Origin of the sequence: Bifidobacterium sp. UTCIF-1, from assembly GCF_006408915.1 — a bacterium.
Taxonomy (GTDB): domain Bacteria; phylum Actinomycetota; class Actinomycetes; order Actinomycetales; family Bifidobacteriaceae; genus Bifidobacterium; species Bifidobacterium reuteri.
In genome coordinates, this window is the sequence record NZ_JFAG01000022.1 from 19,539 (window position 1) to 39,435 (window position 19,897).

Annotated in this window: 13 protein-coding genes and 2 tRNA genes; 11 read left to right on the forward strand and 4 right to left on the reverse strand. The window is 59.1% G+C overall.

The window, feature by feature from the left end:
• Positions 1 to 165: 165 nt before the first annotated feature.
• Positions 166 to 239, reverse strand: a tRNA-Pro gene (locus BW09_RS09355).
• 204 nt (positions 240 to 443) lie between these two features.
• Between BW09_RS09355 and BW09_RS09360 the strand changes: the two genes are divergently transcribed.
• The 3 genes from BW09_RS09360 to aroA all read left to right on the forward strand — a co-directional run bounded on the left by BW09_RS09360 (position 444) and on the right by aroA (position 3,710).
• Positions 444 to 1,616: a hypothetical protein gene (locus BW09_RS09360; protein WP_044088511.1), complete on the forward strand. Its 1,173-nt coding sequence runs from the start codon at positions 444 to 446 to the stop codon at positions 1,614 to 1,616.
• A 127-nt stretch (positions 1,617 to 1,743) separates the two neighbouring features.
• Positions 1,744 to 2,292 carry a type 1 glutamine amidotransferase domain-containing protein gene (locus tag BW09_RS09365; RefSeq protein WP_044088510.1) on the forward strand — a complete coding sequence of 183 codons (549 nt, stop codon included), beginning with the start codon at positions 1,744 to 1,746 and terminating at the stop codon, positions 2,290 to 2,292.
• An 86-nt stretch (positions 2,293 to 2,378) separates the two neighbouring features.
• Positions 2,379 to 3,710 (forward strand): 3-phosphoshikimate 1-carboxyvinyltransferase, encoded by a 1,332-nt coding sequence (aroA, locus tag BW09_RS09370; RefSeq protein ID WP_044088509.1) that lies wholly within the window; start codon positions 2,379 to 2,381, stop codon positions 3,708 to 3,710.
• A 201-nt stretch (positions 3,711 to 3,911) separates the two neighbouring features.
• Here aroA and BW09_RS09375 read toward each other — a convergent pair whose 3' ends face one another.
• The 3 genes from BW09_RS09375 to BW09_RS09385 all read right to left on the reverse strand — a co-directional run bounded on the left by BW09_RS09375 (position 3,912) and on the right by BW09_RS09385 (position 9,687).
• On the reverse strand, positions 3,912 to 5,141 hold the full coding sequence (locus BW09_RS09375) for an acetate/propionate family kinase (protein WP_044088507.1): 1,230 nt from the start codon (positions 5,139 to 5,141) through the stop codon (positions 3,912 to 3,914).
• 83 nt (positions 5,142 to 5,224) lie between these two features.
• Positions 5,225 to 6,895 carry a phosphate acetyltransferase gene (gene pta / locus BW09_RS09380; protein WP_140464112.1) on the reverse strand — a complete coding sequence of 557 codons (1,671 nt, stop codon included), beginning with the start codon at positions 6,893 to 6,895 and terminating at the stop codon, positions 5,225 to 5,227.
• Positions 6,896 to 7,209: 314 nt separating this feature from the next.
• Positions 7,210 to 9,687, reverse strand: coding sequence for a phosphoketolase (locus BW09_RS09385; protein WP_044088505.1), 2,478 nt, complete (start codon positions 9,685 to 9,687; stop codon positions 7,210 to 7,212).
• Between the two features lie 445 nt (positions 9,688 to 10,132).
• Here BW09_RS09385 and guaA point away from each other — a divergent pair, with 445 nt between their 5' ends.
• From guaA to BW09_RS09425, 8 genes are all read left to right on the forward strand, one after another.
• Positions 10,133 to 11,695 carry a glutamine-hydrolyzing GMP synthase gene (gene guaA / locus BW09_RS09390; protein ID WP_140464114.1) on the forward strand — a complete coding sequence of 521 codons (1,563 nt, stop codon included), beginning with the start codon at positions 10,133 to 10,135 and terminating at the stop codon, positions 11,693 to 11,695.
• Between the two features lie 825 nt (positions 11,696 to 12,520).
• A complete protein-coding gene (locus BW09_RS09395; protein ID WP_181161711.1) occupies positions 12,521 to 13,474 on the forward strand; it encodes a restriction endonuclease in 954 nt (317 codons plus the stop codon).
• Positions 13,475 to 14,025: 551 nt separating this feature from the next.
• Positions 14,026 to 15,507 (forward strand): DUF1846 domain-containing protein, encoded by a 1,482-nt coding sequence (locus tag BW09_RS09400; RefSeq protein ID WP_140464118.1) that lies wholly within the window; start codon positions 14,026 to 14,028, stop codon positions 15,505 to 15,507.
• 158 nt (positions 15,508 to 15,665) lie between these two features.
• Positions 15,666 to 16,688, forward strand: coding sequence for a ribose-phosphate diphosphokinase (locus tag BW09_RS09405; protein WP_140464120.1), 1,023 nt, complete (start codon positions 15,666 to 15,668; stop codon positions 16,686 to 16,688).
• 213 nt (positions 16,689 to 16,901) lie between these two features.
• Positions 16,902 to 16,972, forward strand: a tRNA-Gln gene (locus BW09_RS09410).
• A gap of 110 nt (positions 16,973 to 17,082) precedes the next feature.
• Positions 17,083 to 18,465 carry a bifunctional UDP-N-acetylglucosamine diphosphorylase/glucosamine-1-phosphate N-acetyltransferase GlmU gene (gene glmU, locus BW09_RS09415; RefSeq protein WP_044088501.1) on the forward strand — a complete coding sequence of 461 codons (1,383 nt, stop codon included), beginning with the start codon at positions 17,083 to 17,085 and terminating at the stop codon, positions 18,463 to 18,465.
• Positions 18,466 to 18,468: 3 nt separating this feature from the next.
• On the forward strand, positions 18,469 to 18,903 hold the full coding sequence (gene rsfS / locus BW09_RS09420; protein WP_140464122.1) for a ribosome silencing factor: 435 nt from the start codon (positions 18,469 to 18,471) through the stop codon (positions 18,901 to 18,903).
• Between the two features lie 125 nt (positions 18,904 to 19,028).
• A complete protein-coding gene (locus BW09_RS09425) occupies positions 19,029 to 19,739 on the forward strand; it encodes a histidine phosphatase family protein (protein WP_140464124.1) in 711 nt (236 codons plus the stop codon).
• Positions 19,740 to 19,897 lie beyond the last annotated feature (158 nt).

The window sequence follows — 19,897 nt, forward strand, 5'->3', positions numbered from 1 at the left end:
GTGATCGGAATGGTTGGACGAGGTGGCCGATGCAGTGGGCTGCGTTAGGATGCGGGAGCTCGCACCCGGAAGAGCCGGAACCTCATTCATCGGATAAAAACGGATAAACCGGGTCGATGCAGATAAGTAAAAAGCCCTGCTTCCAAGCGGGAGTAGGGCTTTCGGTCGGGCTAGCCGGATTTGAACCGGCGACATCCTGCTCCCAAAGCAGGCGCGCTACCAAACTGCGCTATAGCCCGTATGCTGCAAAACCATCATCCGGTCTTACGGCACAAAGTAATATTGTATCTTATGGTTGGACCGGGACACGGTCTAGAATGAATCTCTGGGCAGGTATTTTTCACCTGATGATGTCATGATGGTTGGCATCCGGTCATGAGTACGTGCCGCATTGTGATTCGTCAGGATGGTTTATTGCGGTAGCGGGAGGCGTGGAGGAGATCATGGGGAGGCATCAGCGGTCAGAGACCTCCGGGCTCATTTCATTCGTGATTTGCGCCATTGTGGGTGCCGTGTCCATGAACCTCTATATGGAATACGCTCCGGCCATCTGGCAGCTGACCCAGCGCCGCTTCATGGTGTGCTCAGGTGTCGTGGCGGCATGTGGCGTCATCTCCTTCATCGTGGGATACGCCCGCAAATCGAGCTCGCTGAACCTGCAGCATGGCTGGTTCGTGCCCATCCGCCGTATCATCGAGATCGTTTCGCTTTCAGTCGTGTACGGTGCCACCATTTTCCTCTCATCGTTCGCGCTTATCGGCGCCGCGAACGACATGATGGGCAACGCCATATTCGCCGGCTATATCTCCAGCGTTTGCGCGGGGTTCGCCGGTGTCGTGGGATACATGACCTTCGTGCAGGCGGAGATGATGAACGCCAAGACCATCGCCAGCCTGCTGCCGTTCTTCGTGATATCCGGCGTGATCACCGCTGGAGTCACCACAGACGACCCGTACTGGTACCACAACAACTTCTCCCAGTTGGGCGACCGTACCACGTTCGCGGCGCGCATGTTCAATTCCACGCTCATGTTGGCGGGTACATGCATCATCATCGTCAGCTATTTCGCTATCTCCGAGCTGGTGACCACCGAGCGTCTGCAACGCCTGTGGCATGACCGCACCAAAGCCGACCCCAATCGCGGATACATGATTCCGCATTTCATGGTTCGCATCGGCGTTCTGGCGGCATTGCTCACCATTTCGGGACTTGCGTTCATCGGCATCGGCGCATTCAGATACACGCCCCACAATCTGATGCATAACATCTGTGCAAAGGGCCTGCCGTTCGTCATGCTGCTGTTGTTCGTATTGCTGCCATGGCTGGCTCCGCGCATCTCCAAAGCGGTGATGGTGGCCTCCGATCTGGCCGCCTTGGTCTGCGCAGGGTTCTGGGCCAACATGATGATGGGACATAATACGTTGACGAACGTGGAGGCCTTGGCAGGACTCATGTTCCTTGGATGGTTCATCGTATTCTCCCGTCAGATTGCAGCCATCGAAGCCGATCGCGTGGAGGCGCAGCTGCTGCATGCACAGATGGTCGAAGGCGGTATGGAGCAGGGGATTGACGAGAAGGAGCCGACCATCGAATCCCGCATCGCCGCGGACCGTTGATATCCGACCGCTACGGCCGCAGCATGCCTGCTGTACGGTGATTCCTGCAATCGCCTGACGGCGGAACGGCATGTCGTGCCGCATAATGGATGTTGGAATTAATGACCATCGCCATCAAGGAGGAACCATGGCTGTGGAAAACGCCAAAGTACTGATCATCGTGAACAACTGGGGCATCGAGGAGACCGAGCTGACACGTCCGCTGCGCGACCTCAAAGCCGCAGGCGCTCAGGTGACGCTTGCGGCGACCACGCTCGACCCGTGCGAGACCGTGCAGCATGACCGCTATGAAGGCGAGACCCTCACGCCTGATGCGCTTCTTTCCGATGTGCAGGCAACGGACTATGACCTGTTGGTGGTGCCGGGCGGCACGTGCAACGTCGACCGCATCCGCGTGAACAAGGACGCCATCGCCTTGGCCCAGGAGTTTGCGCATGAAGGAAAGCCTATCGCCGCGATCTGCCACGGCGCATGGCTGCTGGTCAACGCCGAACTGATCGCCGGCAAGACCGCATCCCCCTGCCGCTACATCGCTGCCGACATCGAGAACGCCGGCGGACATTACGTGGACAAGCAGCTGACCATTGATGATGAGAACGGCTGGCGCCTGATCACCTCCCGTAAGCCCGACGACCTCGACTACTTCGTCGACGCCATCAAGGACGCGCTCGCCTGATTGGCGCTACAACACACGGCTGTGATTCCGACACCATGTTGGACACAGCTGTTCTTGCATGCTTCAGGCTTGATACATTGGCTGATATGACAGAACACATGAATCTTTGGCCTGCGCCTTTTGCCGCCCAGCCGTTGAATGCGACGGTGACCATCCCAGGTAGCAAATCATTGTCGAACCGTTACCTGATTCTCGCGGCGTTGGGCTCGATGCCGGTGCGTCTCATTGGTCTTCTTCGCTCTCGTGACACCGACTTGATGATGAAGGCGCTAGAATCGCTGGGCGTGCGTTGTGAAGTCGACACCGACGTCGAGACCACGGTGACGGTGATTCCGCCGTCGCATGGCCGATTCCACGGCAATGTCGATCTGTTTTGCGGACTTGCCGGTACGGTGATGCGCTTCGTGCCGGGATTGGCCTTGTTCGCTGATGGACCTGTGCATTTCGATGGCGATGAGCAGGCGTATGCCCGCCCGATGAAGCCGGTATTGGACGGATTGGAGCAGCTGGGCGCCACCGTGGAGTACCACGGCGAGATCGGCAAACTGCCGTTCACAATCACGCCGCCCGCGACGTTGCCGCGAAATCCTGCTCAGGTCAGCATTGATTCCTCCGGTTCCTCCCAGTTCATTTCCGGTTTGCTGTTGATCGGCTCACGATTGCCGGGAGGTCTGATACTGCGGCATACGGGGGAGAAGACTCCGAGTCTGCCGCATATTCGCATGACTGTGGCCGATGTGGTCGCGGCAGGCGGGACGATTGATGCTAATGAAGCTGCACGCACGTGGACTGTGGAATCTCGTTCATTGCAATTGCCGGATACGGTGACGGTCGAGCCTGATCTGTCCAATGCTGCGCCTTTCCTTGGCGCTGCATTGATCGCCGGTGGCGTTGTGCGCGTGCCGCATTGGCCGGAGACCACCACGCAGCCGGGAGGTTTGCTGCCCGGGTATCTGGAGCAGATGGGCGCCACGGTATCATTCCCGGTGATTGACGGTATTCGATACTGTGAAGTGGCCTCTGACGGCACGGTTCATGGTCTGGGTACGTTCGATCTGACAGCGGCAGGGGAAATCGCGCCGTCATTGGCCGCGATACTGGTGTTCGCGGATGCCCCGACCGATATGGTGGGCATCGGTCATCTGCGCGGCCATGAGACGAATCGGCTGGAAGCGCTCGTCAATGAGATCAGCCGCGTCGGAGGAGAGGCCGAGGAATTACCTGATGGGCTGCGCATCGAACCCGTGCCTGTGGGTGCATTGCATGGTGCCGTCATGGAGACCTATGCCGATCACCGCATGGCCACATTTGCGGCGATGCTGGGATTGCGTATTCCGGACGTCCAGATCATCGATGTGGCCACCACCCGCAAGACCCTGCCCGACTTCGTGGGAATGTGGAGCGGTATGCTGGCGTGATTGGTGTTGCCTATATATCGCTGTTCTGGGCATATGCGTATCAGTTGGGGGCCGTTTTCGGCTTTTTCGTGATACGGATATGCCCAGAATCCGTTTTAGAATACGCATAAAACGAATGGAGGGCTTTGACGTGTAACACGTCAAAGCCCTCCATCATTCCAGCCGTTATGACTGGCTCAGCCGTACCGGCGAATCAACAATTCACTTGGCGAACTGGTTGCCGTAGGTGTCTTCGCCGGCCTCGGCGATGGCGGCGGACTTGCGGGCGATGGCCAGCTCCTCGTTGGTCGGAATCACGGCGATGATCACGGAGGAGTCCGGGGTGGAGATGACGCGCGGCTGCTTGGAGCGGGTGGCGTTCTTCTCCTCATCCAGCTTGACACCGAACGGAGCGAGCTTGTCGCACACCATCTTGCGCACGATGTCATCGTTCTCGCCAACACCAGCGGTGAAGGTGATCACATCGCAGCCGCCCATCTGGTAGGTGTAGTTGCCGATGTAGCTCACGATGCGGTGCACGTAGACGTCGAGTGCAAGCTTGGCGTCCTCGTTGCCTTCGGACACCAGACGGTGCACTTCGCGCAGGTCGCCGAAACCGGTCATGCCCATCATGCCGGAACGCTTGTTGAACAGGGCATCCAGCTCATCCACGTTCATGTGAGCGTTGCGGATCAGGTGGAAGACCACGGCCGGGTCGATGTCACCGGTACGGCCACCCATGACCAGACCCTCAAGCGGGGTCAGGCCCATGGAGGTCTCGACCGGCTTGCCGGAGATTTCGGCGGAGGCGGAGGCACCGTTGCCGATGTGCAGCACAATCTGCTTGAGGCCCTCAGCCGGCTTGCCGATGACTTCCGGCACCACGGAGGAGATGTACTCGTGGGAAGTGCCGTGAGCGCCGTAACGGCGGATGTGGTACTGCTCGGCGATGTCCTTGTTCAGCGCGTAGGTGCTGGCGGCCTTCGGCAGCTGGAAGAAGAAGGAGGAGTCGAACACGAAGATCTGCGGCACATCCGGCAGGAGGGAGCGCATGACTTCGGCACCCTTGGCTTCCGGGCCGTTGTGCAGCGGGGCGAGCACGGCCAGATCCTTGACCTGGTTGATGGTCTTGTCGGTGACCAGTGCCGGCTTCGGGAAGATGGAGCCGCCCTGCACCACACGGTGGCCGACTGCCACGATGCCGGCTTCGGACAGGTCCGGGCCATACTCCTTGAAGAAGCCGAGCACGCGCTTCAGACCCTGCTCGTGGTCGTGAATCGGCTCTTCGAGTTCATGCTTCTCGCCGTTGTACTCGTGCTTGTAGTGGCCGTCAATCGGTTCGCCGATCTTCTCGACGAGACCGGAAGCGATACCTTCGCCGGACTCGAGATCAACCAGCTGGTACTTGATCGAGCTGGAACCGGAATTGATGACAAGGACGGTTTTCGCCATTGTGGGCATCCTCCATTGTGATTCGTTTGTTCCCGTGAGCACACGGGTTACCGTTGTTTAGAATACTCGTTGCTTGCTACAAACTACTGCGCTTCGATGGCGGTCAGGGCGATGGTGTTGATGATGTCCTGAACCAGGGCGCCGCGGGACAGATCGTTGACCGGCTTGTTCAATCCCTGAAGCACCGGGCCGATGGCCAGCGCGCCGGAGGAGCGTTGCACCGCCTTGTAGCCGATGTTGCCTGCGCACAGATCCGGGAACACGAACACGTTGACGTGTCCGGCGACGTCATTGCCCTTGGCCTTGGTTGCAGCCACAGTGGGGGACCATGCGGCATCGAACTGGATGGACCCGACCACCGGCAGATCGGGGGCCTTCTCCTTGAGCAGCCTCGTCGCTTCCTCCACCACATCGACATCCGGGCCTTTGCCGGAGCCGAGCGTCGAATAGGACAGCATGCCGACCTTCGGGTCGATGCCGAACGCGCGGGCGGTCTCGGCGGACTGCAAAGCGATTTCGGAGAGCTGCTCGGCATCCGGATTGAGGTTGATGGCGCAGTCGGCGAATACGGCCACATGGTTCTTGAAGCACATGAGGAATGCGCCGGAGACCAGTTTCTGGCCTGGTTTGGTCTTGATGACCTGCAAGGCGGGACGCACGGTATTGGCGGTGGAGTTGATCGATCCGGAAACCAGACCGTCCGCGTAACCCATCACGACAAGCATGGTGCCGAAGTAGCTGGCATCGGCCAGCTGCTGACGCGCCTGTTCCTCGGTCATGCCCTTCTTGGCACGCAGCTCGCAGAGTTTGGCCACCATGGGATTGAGGATGTTCTCATCGTCCATAGCCTGGAAGCGGGCGCGGTCGAGGTAATCGAGGCCCAGCTCCTTGCCGCGTGCCAGGATTGCATCCTTGTCGCCGACGATGATGAGGTTGACGATCTCGCGTTCAAGCAGGTAGTTCGCCGCCTTGATGATGCGGTCTTCTTCGCCTTCGGGCAGCACGATGGTCTTCTTGTTGGTCTTGGCTTTGCCCAGCAGACCGAATTGGAAGGCATACGGTGTGATGGGGGCTTCGGCATCCACATCCAGCGCGGCCAGGACCTCTTCGGTAGGCACATACTTGCGGAAAGTCTCCAAAGCGAGGTTCTTGTTGGACTCGTCGGTGAAGGATACCTGCGGCAGGGTCCAGACCGGCAGCCCGTACTTGGCGAGTGCCTCCTTGACGGATACGGCGTGACGCGGCTCGCATCCGGTGACGAAGATGCCGAGCACCTTGTTACCGGCGGCTTCCATGCCCTCGATGGACAGCTTGACCGTTTCATCGAGCTCGTGTGGCCAACGATCGATGGTGGCGATTGTCAGGAATACGCCGGCCTGCAGGTCCGCGGCGACATTGGCGTTGAACTCATAGGTGGTCGGATCGTTGACATGGGACTTGTCGGTGCCTACGATCAGCGCGGCATCCGCGCGGGAGACGTCCATAGCGTCATTGAACGCGCCGACGATGTCGCCACGGGCGGTCTCTTTGTCCGCGCGAACCTTGTGGATATCCAGTCCGGTGGAGAGCGCCACGCCGAGTCCCGCGTTCGAGGCGGAAAGCAGCACGGGTGTGAAATCGTCATGGTTGGATACCGCCGGGCGGAACACCATCGTCTTGTACTTTGAAGTCAGGGCATTGAGTACGCCGTAGGCCACTACGTTGCGTCCATTGGCGCCTTCCGGGCTGGCGATGTAAACACGGGTTACGGTCACGATGTTCGTCTCCTTTGATACTCACATGATTGGAACCACACATCATTGTACTGGTGATTGCTGCTGTTTGGCGTGATTTCGTTTTTGTGGCGGTGCGGTGGCTTGCTTGTTCCGGCGCGCGCATGCGAGATGGGTACACGGGGAGCGTGGCACACGGGGGAGTGTGGAGTACAGGGGAGCGGTCTTGGAGGCGATTGGTCGATGTATGGCGTCGATGTATGGCGTTCATGCGGTACAAGGTAACAGAAAAGCCCGGAACCAAAGTCCCGGGCTTTTCTGTTATGCCGTTAGGCTAGCACTGCCGAAACAGTGTCTCACTCGTTGTCGCCAGCGGTTGCGGCGGTAGCGGTGACGGCACCCTTCTCGGAGGTGTTCAGGCCGGAGTACACCCAGTCGGTGTAGTCCGGGTGATCGTAGCCGTTGTCGACAGCGAACTGGAAGGCCTCGTCACGGAACTTCTCGAGCTCGTCGATCTTGGCGGCGTACTTGTCGGCGTCGATCATGCGCAGAGCCTCAGCGGTCAGCTCGTAACGATCGATCTCGTTCACACGAACCATGTCGTACGGGGTGGTGGTGGAGCCTTCCTCCTCGTAGCCGTGGACGTTGAAGTTGTCGTGGTTCGGGCGATCGTAAATCAGGCCGCGCACGTCGTGAGCGTAGGAGTGGTACGCGAACAGCACCGGCTTGTCGGCGGTGAAGATGTCGGCGAACTCCTCGTCGGACAGGGCCTCGTCGTTCTCCTTGGCGGACTGCAGAGCGAGCAGGTCAACCACGTTGACGACCTTGAACTTGATGCCGAGTTCCTTCAGCTTGTCGGAAGCGGCCATGATCTCCTGGGTTGGGACATCGCCAGCGGCGGCAAGCACGATCTCAGCCTCGTCGTTGGACTTCGCGGTGGAAGCCCAATCCCAAGCGGCGGCACCCTTCTCGAGCTCGGCACGAGCTTCGTCGAGGGACAGCCAAGTGGCGGCCGGCTGCTTGCCGGCGATGATGGCGTTGATCTTGTTGGTGGACTTGTAGCACTTCTCGGCGATGGCCAGCAGCATGTTCGCATCGGTGGCGAAGTAGATGCCGATGACGTGGTCGTTGTGGAAGCACTTGTTCAGCAGCAGTGAGGTGACACCCGGATCCTGGTGGGAGAAGCCGTTGTGGTCCTGACGCCACACGTGGGAGGAGACCAGCAGGTTCATGGAGGCGATCGGCTTACGCCACGGAATCTCGCGGACGGTAGCCTCAAGCCACTTGGCGTGCTGGTTCAGCATGGAGTCGATCACGTGCACGAAGGACTCGTAGGAGCTCCAGATGCCGTGACGACCGGTCAGCAGGTAGCCCTCGAGGAAGCCTTCCATCTGGTGCTCGGAGAGCTGCTCGACGACCTGGCCGGAGACGTGCATGTGCTCGTCGACCTCGTCGGAGATGTAGCCGGCATCCCACTGCTTGTTGGTGACTTCGTAGGAAGCCTGCAGACGGTTGGAAGCGGTCTCATCCGGTCCGAAGATGCGGAAGTCGTGCGGGTTGTTCTTGATGATGTCGCGGGTGTAGACACCGAGACGACGGGTGGCTTCGAGCTGACCCCAGCCGTGGCCGTACTTCTCGACTTCCTTGACGGCGTAGTCTTCGATGTTCGGCAGCTTCAGGTCGTCGCGGATCACACCACCGTTGGCGTTCGGGTTGGCACCGATACGCAGCTCACCCTTCGGCATGAAGGCCAGGACGTCGTCCTTGACGGCGCCGTTGGCGTCGAAGAGCTCTTCCGGCTTGTAGGACTCGAGCCAGTTCTTGAGGACTTCGAAGTGGGCCTCGGTGTCGCGGGCGGAAGCCAGCGGCACCTGGTGGGAACGCCAGGAGCCTTCGGTCTTCTTGCCGTCGATGTACTTCGGGCAGGTCCAGCCCTTCGGGGTGCGGAAGATCAGCATCGGGTAGAACGGACGGTGCACGTTGTCGGTCTGAGCGGTGGCCTTGATGTCGCAGATCTCATCCCAGATGGTCTCCCACAGCTCGGCGAAGCGGCGGTGGATGGACATGTGGTCCTCATCGTCGAAGCCGGCGACGAACTCGTACGGCTCGTAGCCCATGCCGTGGAAGAACTCGTGCAGCTCTTCGTCGGAGATGCGGGACAGGATGGTCGGGTTGGCGATCTTGTAGCCGTTGAGGTGCAGGATCGGCAGCACGATACCATCGGTGCGCGGGTTCACGAGCTTGTTGGACTGCCAGCCGGTGGCCAGAGGACCGGTCTCAGCTTCGCCGTCGCCGACGATGGCCGGGACGAACAGGCTCGGGTTGTCCATGATGGCACCGTAAGCGTGGGACAGAGCGTAGCCCAGCTCGCCACCTTCGTGGATGGAGCCCGGGGTCTCCGGAGCGAAGTGGGACGGGATGCCGCCCGGGTAGGAGAACTGACGGAAGAACTTCTGCAGACCAGCCTCATCCTTGGTGATCTTCGGGAAGGTCTCGGTGTAGGTGCCGTCCAGGTAGGACTGGGAGGTGCCGGCAGGGCCGCCGTGGCCCGGGCCCATGATGATCACGGTGTTCTGGCCGTGGTCAGCGATGAAGCGGTTGATGTGGCCGATGAGGAAGTTCAGGCCCGGAGTGGTGCCCCAGTGGCCCACCAGACGGTGCTTCACGTCTTCGCGAGTGAAAGGCTCCTTCATCAGCGGGTTGGAACGCAGATAAATCTGGCCGATGGACAGGTAGTTGGCAGCGCGCCAGTACTTGTCAACGCCTTCGAGGGCTTCCTCGGAAACCGGAGCGTTGAGCTTCTTCCAAGGGGTGCCAATAACAGGACTCGTCATGTGTACTCCTGTACTCCTGCACGTATCCGTGCGATTGATTATTTCTGTTCGGTCGCGGGCCCCAGTTCCTTGCGGCACAAGGGTTTCCGCTTCCAATCACTCGTTATGGTACGAGGACAACACGACTTTTGAACGATTTCTTGCGGGTGTGTTCGAAATTGTTATGAAAATAGCACTATTTGTGTGCTTTTCACGATTGATTGTCACTATGTCTTTTGACGGCTCCAGTGCTGAAAATGGCGTAAAACCGCGTCAAATCTGCTTTTGGGGCAGTATTCGCACGTTCGATTTAACAAAGTTAATATCGGCGTGTTGTTTCTTGCATCTATGTAGTTTGTTCGTATTTCGCACATAGTTTTATGCGTGTCGGGCTTGTCTGCTTGACCGGTGATAATCGGTGTGTTGCAACCCACGTAAAATCCCAATGAACGTTAGGGGAATATCAATGGCAAACGGTCCTGTGCTCGTCGTCGACTTCGGCGCCCAGTATGCCCAGCTCATCGCCCGCCGTGTGCGTGAGGCTGGCGTCTATTCCGAGCTGGTCCCTCATTCCATGCCCGTCGATGAGATCCTGGCCAAGGATCCCAAGGCAATCATTCTTTCCGGCGGCCCGGCCTCCGTGTTCGAGCCCGGTGCTCCGACCATAGATACTAAGGTGTTCGAGTCCGGTGTACCCGTGCTCGGCATCTGCTACGGCTTCCAGGTCATGGCCTACGAGCTCGGTGGCAAGGTGGACAAGGCCGCCTTGGGCGAGTACGGCAAGACCGAGGCCGTCGTGGACGAGGCCGAGGGCATCCTCGCCGGTTCCCCGGCCGGGCAGACCACTTGGATGAGCCACGGCGTGGCCGTCGAACAGGCCCCGGCAGGCTTCGAGGTGCTCGCCCATACCGAGGGCGCCCCCGTGGCTGCCATGGCGGACGAATCCCGCAAGCTGTACGGCGTGCAGTGGCATCCCGAGGTCAAGCATTCGCCGCTCGGCCAGCAGCTCATCGAGAACTTCCTGCACCGCTGCGCCGCGCTACCCGACGATTGGAACGCCTCGAGCATCATCGACGATCAGGTGAAGAAGATCCGTGAAAAGGTCGGCGACGCCGAAGTGATCTGCGGTCTGTCCGGCGGCGTGGACTCCGCTGTGGCCGCCGCTCTCGTGCACAAGGCCATCGGCGACCAGCTCACCTGCGTGTTCGTCGACCACGGCCTGCTCAGGAAGGGCGAGGTCGAGCAGGTCAAGCATGACTTCGTCGAGGCCACCGGCATCCGCCTGATTACCGTGGACGCAGCCGACGACTTCCTCACCGCTCTGAAGGGCGTCTCCGAGCCGGAGCGCAAGCGCAAGATCATCGGCGAGAAGTTCATCCGCACCTTCGAGAAGGCTCAGCAGCAGGTGCTTGAGGAGGCCGGCGCCCGCGGCAAGGAAGTCAAATTCCTCGTGCAGGGCACCCTCTACCCGGACGTCGTCGAGTCCGGCGGCGGTGACGGCGCGGCGAACATCAAGAGCCACCACAACGTCGGTGGTCTGCCCAAGGACATCAAGTTCCAGCTCATCGAGCCGTTGCGCACCCTCTTCAAGGACGAGGTGCGCGCCATCGGCACCGAGCTCGGCTTGCCGGACGAGATCGTCTGGCGCCAGCCGTTCCCCGGCCCGGGCCTCGGCATCCGCATCATCGGCGAGATTACCAAGGAGCGTCTGGACCTTCTGCGCGAAGCCGACGCCATCGCCCGCGAGGAGCTCACCAAGGCAGGTCTCGACCGCGATATCTGGCAGTGCCCGGTTGTGCTGCTCGCCGACGTCCACTCCGTCGGCGTCCAAGGCGACGAACGTACCTATGGTTCTCCTATTGTTCTCCGCCCGGTGAGCTCCGAGGATGCCATGACCGCCGACTGGGCTCGCGTCCCCTACGATGTTCTGGCCACCATCTCCACGCGCATCACCAATGAATGCCGCCAGATCAACCGCGTGGTGCTGGATTGCACTTCCAAGCCCCCGGCAACCATCGAATGGGAATAATCGAATGATGGAGCGTCCTCGGCGTTGCTCCTCAGTCGCGGTACCTTTTGTACCGCTTCCTTCGGTGCGCCTAGAGGACGCACACATCATTCGATCATTCCCTGGAGCGACATGTGATGATGGGGCGTCCTCGTTGTTGCTCCTCGGTCATGGTATTCATGTGGGTTTAGCGGCTTTTTCGTGAAATATCGGGATGGAGACACGCGAATCTATAAGGCTCCGGCCGATGCGATTAATGTCGCAGGCCGGAGCCTTATTCGTATTCTCGTGGCTTTGCATGAGAAACCATTCGAATCTTCGGTGCGGGGCGCAAGGGGCCGTATGGTTCCTTCGTGTAGCATCATCGCGTGCGCGATCAGCTATGCGACTGGTCTTTACGCTTTCCGGAATACTGATCAACTGAAGACGGAAAACTGGCTCCGCGCGGTCCCTCCGCATATTGGAGACAGCGGTGAGTGGCTTTCTTCCGCGTATTTGGCACTGTTATACCTGCAACGAGGGTGGGCGGCATCCCGATCCGAACATTTTGCAGGTAAAACATGTCGTCGAAGCTCCGCCCGAAACCGACTTCACCGATTCTCACGGCCGCTTGCAGGTAATACAGGTACAGTTACGCAGTGAAATGCAGGTGAAATAGTACCTTGAAATGAAGGTGCAGGTATTTTGTGTATTTGTATGGCACGAAAAGCTCTGTATAAAAGCACAAAATACCTGCAACGCGTCTTACCGATGCACAAAATACCTGCAGTGCAATCTACTGATGCACACCATACGGCGTTGGTATGCTATTGCTCGAATCTGATAACAGAACGGAAAGGGATGGCCATGACGATGCCGACATGGGACCAGACATTGCGTCCGATTTTGCTTGAGCTCGCCGATGGACAACTGAAGGACGCCAGAAACATTCGTACAGCAGTGATTGCAGCATTTGCGATGACAGTGGATGAGCAAAACGAAATGCTGAAAAGTGGACAGCCTCGCATCGCAAACCGTGTCGGATGGGGGCTGACCGATTTACACAAGGCACAGCTGGTGGAAAAGGGGAGCAAGCGCGGAACGTATCGTATCACCGATGCCGGGCGCGAATTCCTGCAACAGCATGAGGGCGTTATCACTCTGGCCGATCTTGAGACCGTGCCCGCCTTTTTGGCTTGGGAAAAGGGATACCGAAGCAAAACGGTTGATGCGAAGGAAACGTCATCTACATTGAAGCCCGATAACGCATATCAGTCTGAGGAGGCCACTCCAGAGGACTTGATGGAAACCGCATCAGAGCAACTCAATGAAGCGCTTGCTGCGGAGTTGCTCGACCGCATCATGGATAACGATCCTTATTTTTTCGAACGGTTGGTGACGCGATTGGTGCTGAGCCTTGGATACGGAGACCTGTCTAAGACCACCGGTGAAGTGACCAAGAAAAGTGGGGATGGCGGGATAGACGGCGTGGTCCGTCTCGATAGGCTGGGACTGGATTCCGTGTATATTCAAGCTAAGCGCTGGAATACCGAACATGTTGTGGGACGACCTGACATTCAAGGGTTTGTTGGCGCCCTTGTAGGCAATGGTGCCAACAAAGGCGTGTTTATCACGACATCGCGGTTTTCAGAGGAGGCGCGACGATACGTTGATGAGAGAATGCGGTCCAGCGATATCAGCGTCGTGCTCATTGATGGATTGACTCTCGCAAAGCTGATGATTGAATGCAACGTGGGCGTTGGAGTGAAAACGGTGTATGAGATTAAGGCTATCGACAGCGATTTCTTCGATGCAGAGTGAGTCCGGATAAGTTCCAAGTGAGCGGGCTAGAGCGACGATGGCCATAAGGTGTTTGCGTATATGTGAATGTAAAGCAGACGGCATAGGCATTCTGCGATTTCGTAGAAAAGAAAACAATGGATTCTGTAACGGGACACGAATTACGCGGTTCCTGTTGTTGCCGTGGGCTAGTTGGTGGGTTGGGATGGTCGGATTGTCGGGGTGCGCCGGATGTTGAGTGGCGGATGAGTGTCGGATGTCGTACGTCGGCTTTGGCGGACCAGTTGGCGTGCGACTATGGCCTGCTCCGCCAGACGGCTCTGTTTCGTGTGGGCTCCGCATCCCTCAGCCACATACACCCCTGGCAAGGAGATCTTCAGGTGCCTGCTGTTTTTGTTTGCCGAGGAAACACTGGGTATTGCTGCAGAAACCACTGCAGAACCCACTGCATAGGGGGGGATGGAAACGTGGTTCGAGGCGTTTGAGGACGCGGTCGGGGTGTGTGGCTTCAGGACTTTTCCGGTATAATTTTGCCGTTCATGACGCTGTGAAGGAAAGAGAAGCCGACCTCCATGCACCAGGGATTCGACAACGAGAAATACATCGCTCTTCAGGCCGACAATATCAAGAAACGCATCGCTCAGTTCGGTGGCAAGCTGTATCTGGAATTCGGCGGCAAGCTGTTCGACGATTACCATGCGTCGCGCGTGCTGCCCGGTTTCGAGCCGGATGTGAAATTCCGGATGCTCCAAAGCCTTACGGACGAGGTCGAGATCGTCATCGCCGTCAACGCCAATCATATCGAGAAGGCCAAGATGCGCGGTGACTTGGGCATCACGTATGACGAAGATGTGCTCCGCCTTATCGACGTGTTCCGTTCGCATGGCATGCTGGTCGGCTCCGTGGTACTGACCCAGTACGCCGGCCAGCCCGCAGCCGACGCCTACCGTCACCGTCTCGCGCAGCTGGGGGTCACCTGCTATCTGCATTATCCGATTGCCGGGTACCCGCACGACATCGAGCATATCGTGTCGGCCGAAGGCTACGGCAAGAACGATTACGTGGAGACCAGCCGTCCGTTGGTCGTGGTGACGGCCCCCGGCCCGGGTTCCGGCAAACTCGCCACATGCCTTTCCCAGCTGTACCACGAGCATCAGCGTGGCATCGACGCCGGATACGCCAAATACGAGACGTTCCCCGTATGGAACCTGCCGCTGAATCATCCGGTCAACATCGCCTACGAGGCCGCCACCGTCGATCTGGACGACGCCAACATCATCGACCCGTTCCACCTTGAGGCCCACGGCGAGACCACCGTCAACTACAACCGCGACGTCGAGGCGTTCCCCGTGCTCAAGGCCATGATGGAGCGGATCATGGGGGAGAGCCCGTACCAAAGTCCCACCGACATGGGCGTCAACATGGTCGGATACGCCATCGTGGACGATGATGTGTGCCGAGAGGCGGCCCGCATGGAAATCGTGCGACGTTTCTTCGATGCGGCAGTGCGGTTCAAGCGTACCGGTGCCGGGGAAGAACAGGTGGAACGCTTGCGGTCGATTATGAACAAGGCTGGCGTGACCCCTGATCTGTCGCCTGCCCGCAAGGTGGCGCTCGCCAAGGAGTCCGACACCGGGGCGCCTGCCGGAGCGATGGTGCTGCCGGATGGCCGTGTGGTGACCGGCAAAACCGGAGAATTGCTCGGTGCGGCAAGTGCTTTGCTGATGAATGCGCTCAAGGCGATTACCGGGGTGGATGACGATGTCCTCGTCATCGATGATGCGGCGATCGAGCCGATCTGCCGATTGAAGACCGAACACCTGCATAGCACGAACCGGCGTCTGCATTCCGACGAGACGCTGATCGCGCTGTCCATCACCAGCGCCACCAGCACGGTGGGCGCACAGGTCATCGCCGGTCTTGAACAGCTCCGGGGCTGTGACGCCTTCTTCTCGGTCATCATCTCCGCGGCGGATGAGGCGCTCTACCGCAAACTCGGCATCAACGTATGCTGTGAGCCCAAATACGAACGGGTGAGTCTGTACCACAAGTAAGGAAACGTCTCGATGGTCATATGCGTCCATGCTGTCTGCCCGGATTGTTTCGGCGATAGTTGTCGGCTCGGTGAACAACAGGCGACGCCGGCGTGTATCGCGGTCTTCAAGAGCAGCTATGCTGGAATGTGCATCAGCGAGACCACACGTTGGGAGTAATGGTGAGCGCAATCCTTGAGGGGAAGCCTGATAAGAACCTGATTCTCGTTACGGGAAGAATCCATCCGAAACTGGCCGAAGATGTTGCACAACAGCTTGGCATCGATTTGCTGGAGACCACGGCATACGATTTCGCGAACGGCGAGATGTATGTGCGGTACACCGAATCGGTGCGAGGCGCCGACGTCTTCGTGCTGCAAAGCCACTATAAGCCGATCAACAAGGCGATTATGGAGCAGCTCATCATGATCGATGCGCTGAAACGAGCTTCGGCACGATCCATTACCGCCGTGTGCCCGTTGCTGGGATACTCCCGTCAGGACAAGAAGCATCGCGGTCGTGAGCCCATCTCCTGCCGTCTGGTCTTCGACCTGCTCAAGACCGCAGGCGCCGACCGCATCATGTCGGTGGACCTTCACGCCGCACAGTCCCAGGGCTTCTTCGACGGTCCGGTCGACCATCTCATCGCCATGCCGGTGCTGGTCGATTACATCCGCGACCGATTCCGTGGACAGCTCGACAATGTGACCGTCGTGTCCCCGGATGCGGGTCGTATCCGCGTGGCCGAGCAGTGGGCTCAACGACTTGGCGGTGGTCCTCTGGCGTTCGTGCACAAGACACGCGACATCACCCGCCCGAACCGCGCGGTCGCCAACCGAGTCGTCGGTGACGTAAAGGGCAAGGACTGTGTTCTGGTCGACGATCTGATCGACACGGCCGGCACCATCGTGGGGGCGTGCCACGTGCTGCAGGAGGCTGGAGCGAAGTCGGTGACTGTAGTGGCCACGCATGGCGTGCTTTCCGGTCCGGCGGTCGAACGACTGAAGGATTGTGGCGCACGCGAAGTGGTGCTGACCGACACGGTTCCGATTCCCGAGGAGAAGCGCTGGGATGGATTGACGGTACTGTCCATCGCTCCGCTGCTAGCCAGCGCCATCCGAGCGGTGTTCGAGGATGGTTCGGTCGCCGAACTGTTCGACACCTACCCGGAACATCACGGTCAGGGCTTCCTCTTCGCCTGAGGGTGAAACAGAAGTCGCCGGTTGCGGAGGCGAGGCTGTTGGCTGCGGTTCACGCAGCGCAGTCGGCTCTCGTTTCCGCGACGCGTCGGCATCAGGCGTGTCGCGGCGGATGGTCCGCTATGACACGTGTTTGAGGGCGCGACATGACGTGCCCTTTCGACAAATGCCGAACATATGGTATAAATGAACACTTGTGGGTCATAAACCCACGATTCCCCCATGGTGTAATGGCAGCACACGGGTCTTTGGAACCCTTTGTCTTGGTTCGAGTCCAGGTGGGGGAGCGATTGACGGCCGCTCGACATTCGGGTGGCCGTTCATTGTTTTTCCGTCTATTGTTTTAGATTGTTTGCAATAGCATCAGTTATTCCGACTCGAAGGGAATACGTCACTTATGGCATTATCCGCAGCCATCATCCTCGCCGCGGGCGAGGGCACCCGCATGCGTTCCAACAAGCCGAAGGTATTGCATACCTTCGCCGGCAAGACCTTCCTCAACCGTGTGATGGACTCGGTGTCCGCGCTGAATCCGGACACACTCGCCGTGGTCGTCCACTTCCAAGCCGAGCGCGTGGCCGAGGCGGCACGTTCATACGATGGGAACGTGACCATTGTCCATCAGGACGACATCCCCGGCACCGGTCGTGCAGTGCAATGCGCCATGGCTCAACTTGCCGCAGAGGGGGAGCTCGATGGTCCTGTGCTGATCGCCGCGTCGGACATGCCGTTGCTGGACAGCGACACGCTGCGCAAGCTGGTGGAGTTCCACATTGCTTCCGGTGATGGTGCCACCGTGCTCACCACGATTCTTGACGACCCCACTGGTTATGGCCGCATCATCCGTGACCGCGAAGGCAACGTGCTGCGCATCGTCGAGCAGAAAGACGCCAACCGCAGCGAACTCGCGGTGCAGGAAGTGAACACCTCGGTCTATGTATTCGAGGCTTCGGTGCTCAGCGAGGCCATCGCCGGGCTCAAATCGAACAATGCCCAAGGCGAGTTCTACCTGACCGATGCATTGGAAACCGCCAAGGCCGCCGGCAAGGTCGGCGCATTCGCGGCTCCCGATCCGCTCACCGTGGAGGGGGTGAACGATCGCGTACAGCTTGCCGCCCTTGCCAAGACCTACAACCGTCGCGTCTGCGAACGGTGGATGCATGAGGGCGTGACCATTCTCGACCCGGAAACCACGTGGATCGAGGATGACGTCAAGATCGGGCGCGATGCCACCATTCTGCCTGGTTCCTTCCTGCAGGGACACACGGTGATCGGCGAGGACGTTGTCGTCGGCCCGTACACCACATTGATTGACGCCACGGTCGATGACGGCGCGGTGGTGGAGCGCTCGCGCGTGCAGGAATCCCACATCGGCGCGCGAACCAATATCGGACCGTGGACGTATCTGCGTCAGGGCAACGAATTCGGCGAGGACGCCAAGGCCGGCGCCTTCGTGGAGATGAAGAAGGCGCACATCGGCAACGGCACCAAGGTGCCGCATCTGAGCTATGTGGGCGATGCCCAGCTCGGCGACCACACCAACATCGGCGGCGGCACCATCACCGCCAACTACGACGGCGTGCATAAGAACCGCACCACCATTGGTTCCGGCTGCCATGTGGGCGCCGGCAACCTGTTCGTCGCTCCGGTGCAGGTGGGTGACAATGTGACCACCGGAGCCGGCTCCGTGGTGCGCCATCCAGTGCCCGACGACACGATGGTGTATTCCGAGAACACGCAGCATAACGTCGAGGGCTGGAAGCCCGCCTGGGAGCGCTGATCAATGCCGGCATTGCAGGATTCCATCAACGCTGTACGTGTCGCCGCAGAAGCCGCTGACCGACTCAAGGCCACCGATATCGTGGCCTTTGACGTGGCAGATCTATTGGGCATCACCGATATCATGATGATTGCCGGCGCCTCCAACGAGCGTCAGGTATTGGCCGTGGCCGAGGAGATCGAGAAGGATCTGTATCTCAAATGCGACGGTCGCCAGCCTCGCTCACGCGAGGGACTGACCGAAGGCCAATGGGTGCTGCTCGACTACGGTGACTTCGTCATCCACGTCATGCACGATGAGGCTCGCGAATTCTATGGTCTGGAACGGCTGTGGAAGGATTGCGAGTCCATCGACCTCCAGCTCGAGCATCCCGAAACCGCTGCACATCATGAGGATGATTCGCGGATAGATGCTCATGCTTCTCTGGGCGACGAATGACGAGACTGTCGCCCAGAGACCTACAATGATGTTGTGGCGGCAGTTGACGATGGTCATGCCGCCACATGCATACGCTGCATACGACTTGTGATATCGGCACGTCTAAGACAGGTAAGGACTGTTCCATGGCACTTCAGCATGTTCGCTCTATTTTTCTGGTCCGACATGGACGCACGTCCTATAACGCGGAACACAGGCTTCAGGGGCAGGTGGATATTCCGCTGGATGCCGTAGGGCAGTGGCAGGCTCGTCAGACTGCTGCGGCGCTGAAGGACCTGTATGTGGATCGTCGGCCGGAAACCGATCGTTGCATCATCGTATGCTCCGATCTCTCCCGTGCACATGACACTGCACAGGCTTTTGCTGATGCGCTGGACGGAGCGGAAGTGCATGATGATCCGCGTGTGCGCGAACGCAGCTTCGGCGACTGGGATGGACATGCCGTATCTGAATTGGCAGAACGTTATCCCAAGGATTTCCGTTCATGGATGGAACATCGCGGCGGGGAGCTGAAATATGGCGCCGAACCCAAGGAGCATGTGGGGGAGCGCGGCGTCGAAGCATTGAACGACTGGTCCACGCGTGCTGGCCTCGACACCGACCTGTTCGTCTTCTCACACGGTGCGTGGATCGCGCAGACCCTCCAGACACTACTCGGTCTGAGCCGTGTGGATGACACGTTCGCTTCGGTGGTGTCCATGCGCAATGCCCACTGGGTGCGTCTGGTGCCGATGGACGTGACCGACGAGAACGGGGAGACCGTGCGCTGGCGCCTCATGGATTATAATCATGGTCCTGCCATCGCCGACACGGATGCTTGGGAGCGTGAACGCTGAGGTGGAGCCGCAAATTACAGGCATGTAATGGCGCGACACACCGAATGTTGCCTTAAACGCAAACTCGTCGTAATGTATACGAGGTCCAAAACGGAAAACACATTGGACACGGGGCTATAGCGCAGCTGGTAGCGCATCTCCATGGCATGGAGAGGGTC

Coding starts and splice junctions, on each gene's coding strand:
- aroA (WP_044088509.1), top strand. CDS start 2,379: ATGACAGAACACATGAATCTTTGGCCTGCGCCTTTTGCCGCCCAGCCG.
- BW09_RS09400 (WP_140464118.1), top strand. CDS start 14,026: ATGCACCAGGGATTCGACAACGAGAAATACATCGCTCTTCAGGCCGAC.
- BW09_RS09425 (WP_140464124.1), top strand. CDS start 19,029: ATGGCACTTCAGCATGTTCGCTCTATTTTTCTGGTCCGACATGGACGC.
- BW09_RS09385 (WP_044088505.1), bottom strand. CDS start 9,687: ATGACGAGTCCTGTTATTGGCACCCCTTGGAAGAAGCTCAACGCTCCG.
- guaA (WP_140464114.1), top strand. CDS start 10,133: ATGGCAAACGGTCCTGTGCTCGTCGTCGACTTCGGCGCCCAGTATGCC.
- BW09_RS09405 (WP_140464120.1), top strand. CDS start 15,666: ATGGTGAGCGCAATCCTTGAGGGGAAGCCTGATAAGAACCTGATTCTC.
- BW09_RS09395 (WP_181161711.1), top strand. CDS start 12,521: ATGACGATGCCGACATGGGACCAGACATTGCGTCCGATTTTGCTTGAG.
- rsfS (WP_140464122.1), top strand. CDS start 18,469: ATGCCGGCATTGCAGGATTCCATCAACGCTGTACGTGTCGCCGCAGAA.
- BW09_RS09365 (WP_044088510.1), top strand. CDS start 1,744: ATGGCTGTGGAAAACGCCAAAGTACTGATCATCGTGAACAACTGGGGC.
- BW09_RS09375 (WP_044088507.1), bottom strand. CDS start 5,141: ATGGCGAAAACCGTCCTTGTCATCAATTCCGGTTCCAGCTCGATCAAG.
- glmU (WP_044088501.1), top strand. CDS start 17,083: ATGGCATTATCCGCAGCCATCATCCTCGCCGCGGGCGAGGGCACCCGC.
- BW09_RS09360 (WP_044088511.1), top strand. CDS start 444: ATGGGGAGGCATCAGCGGTCAGAGACCTCCGGGCTCATTTCATTCGTG.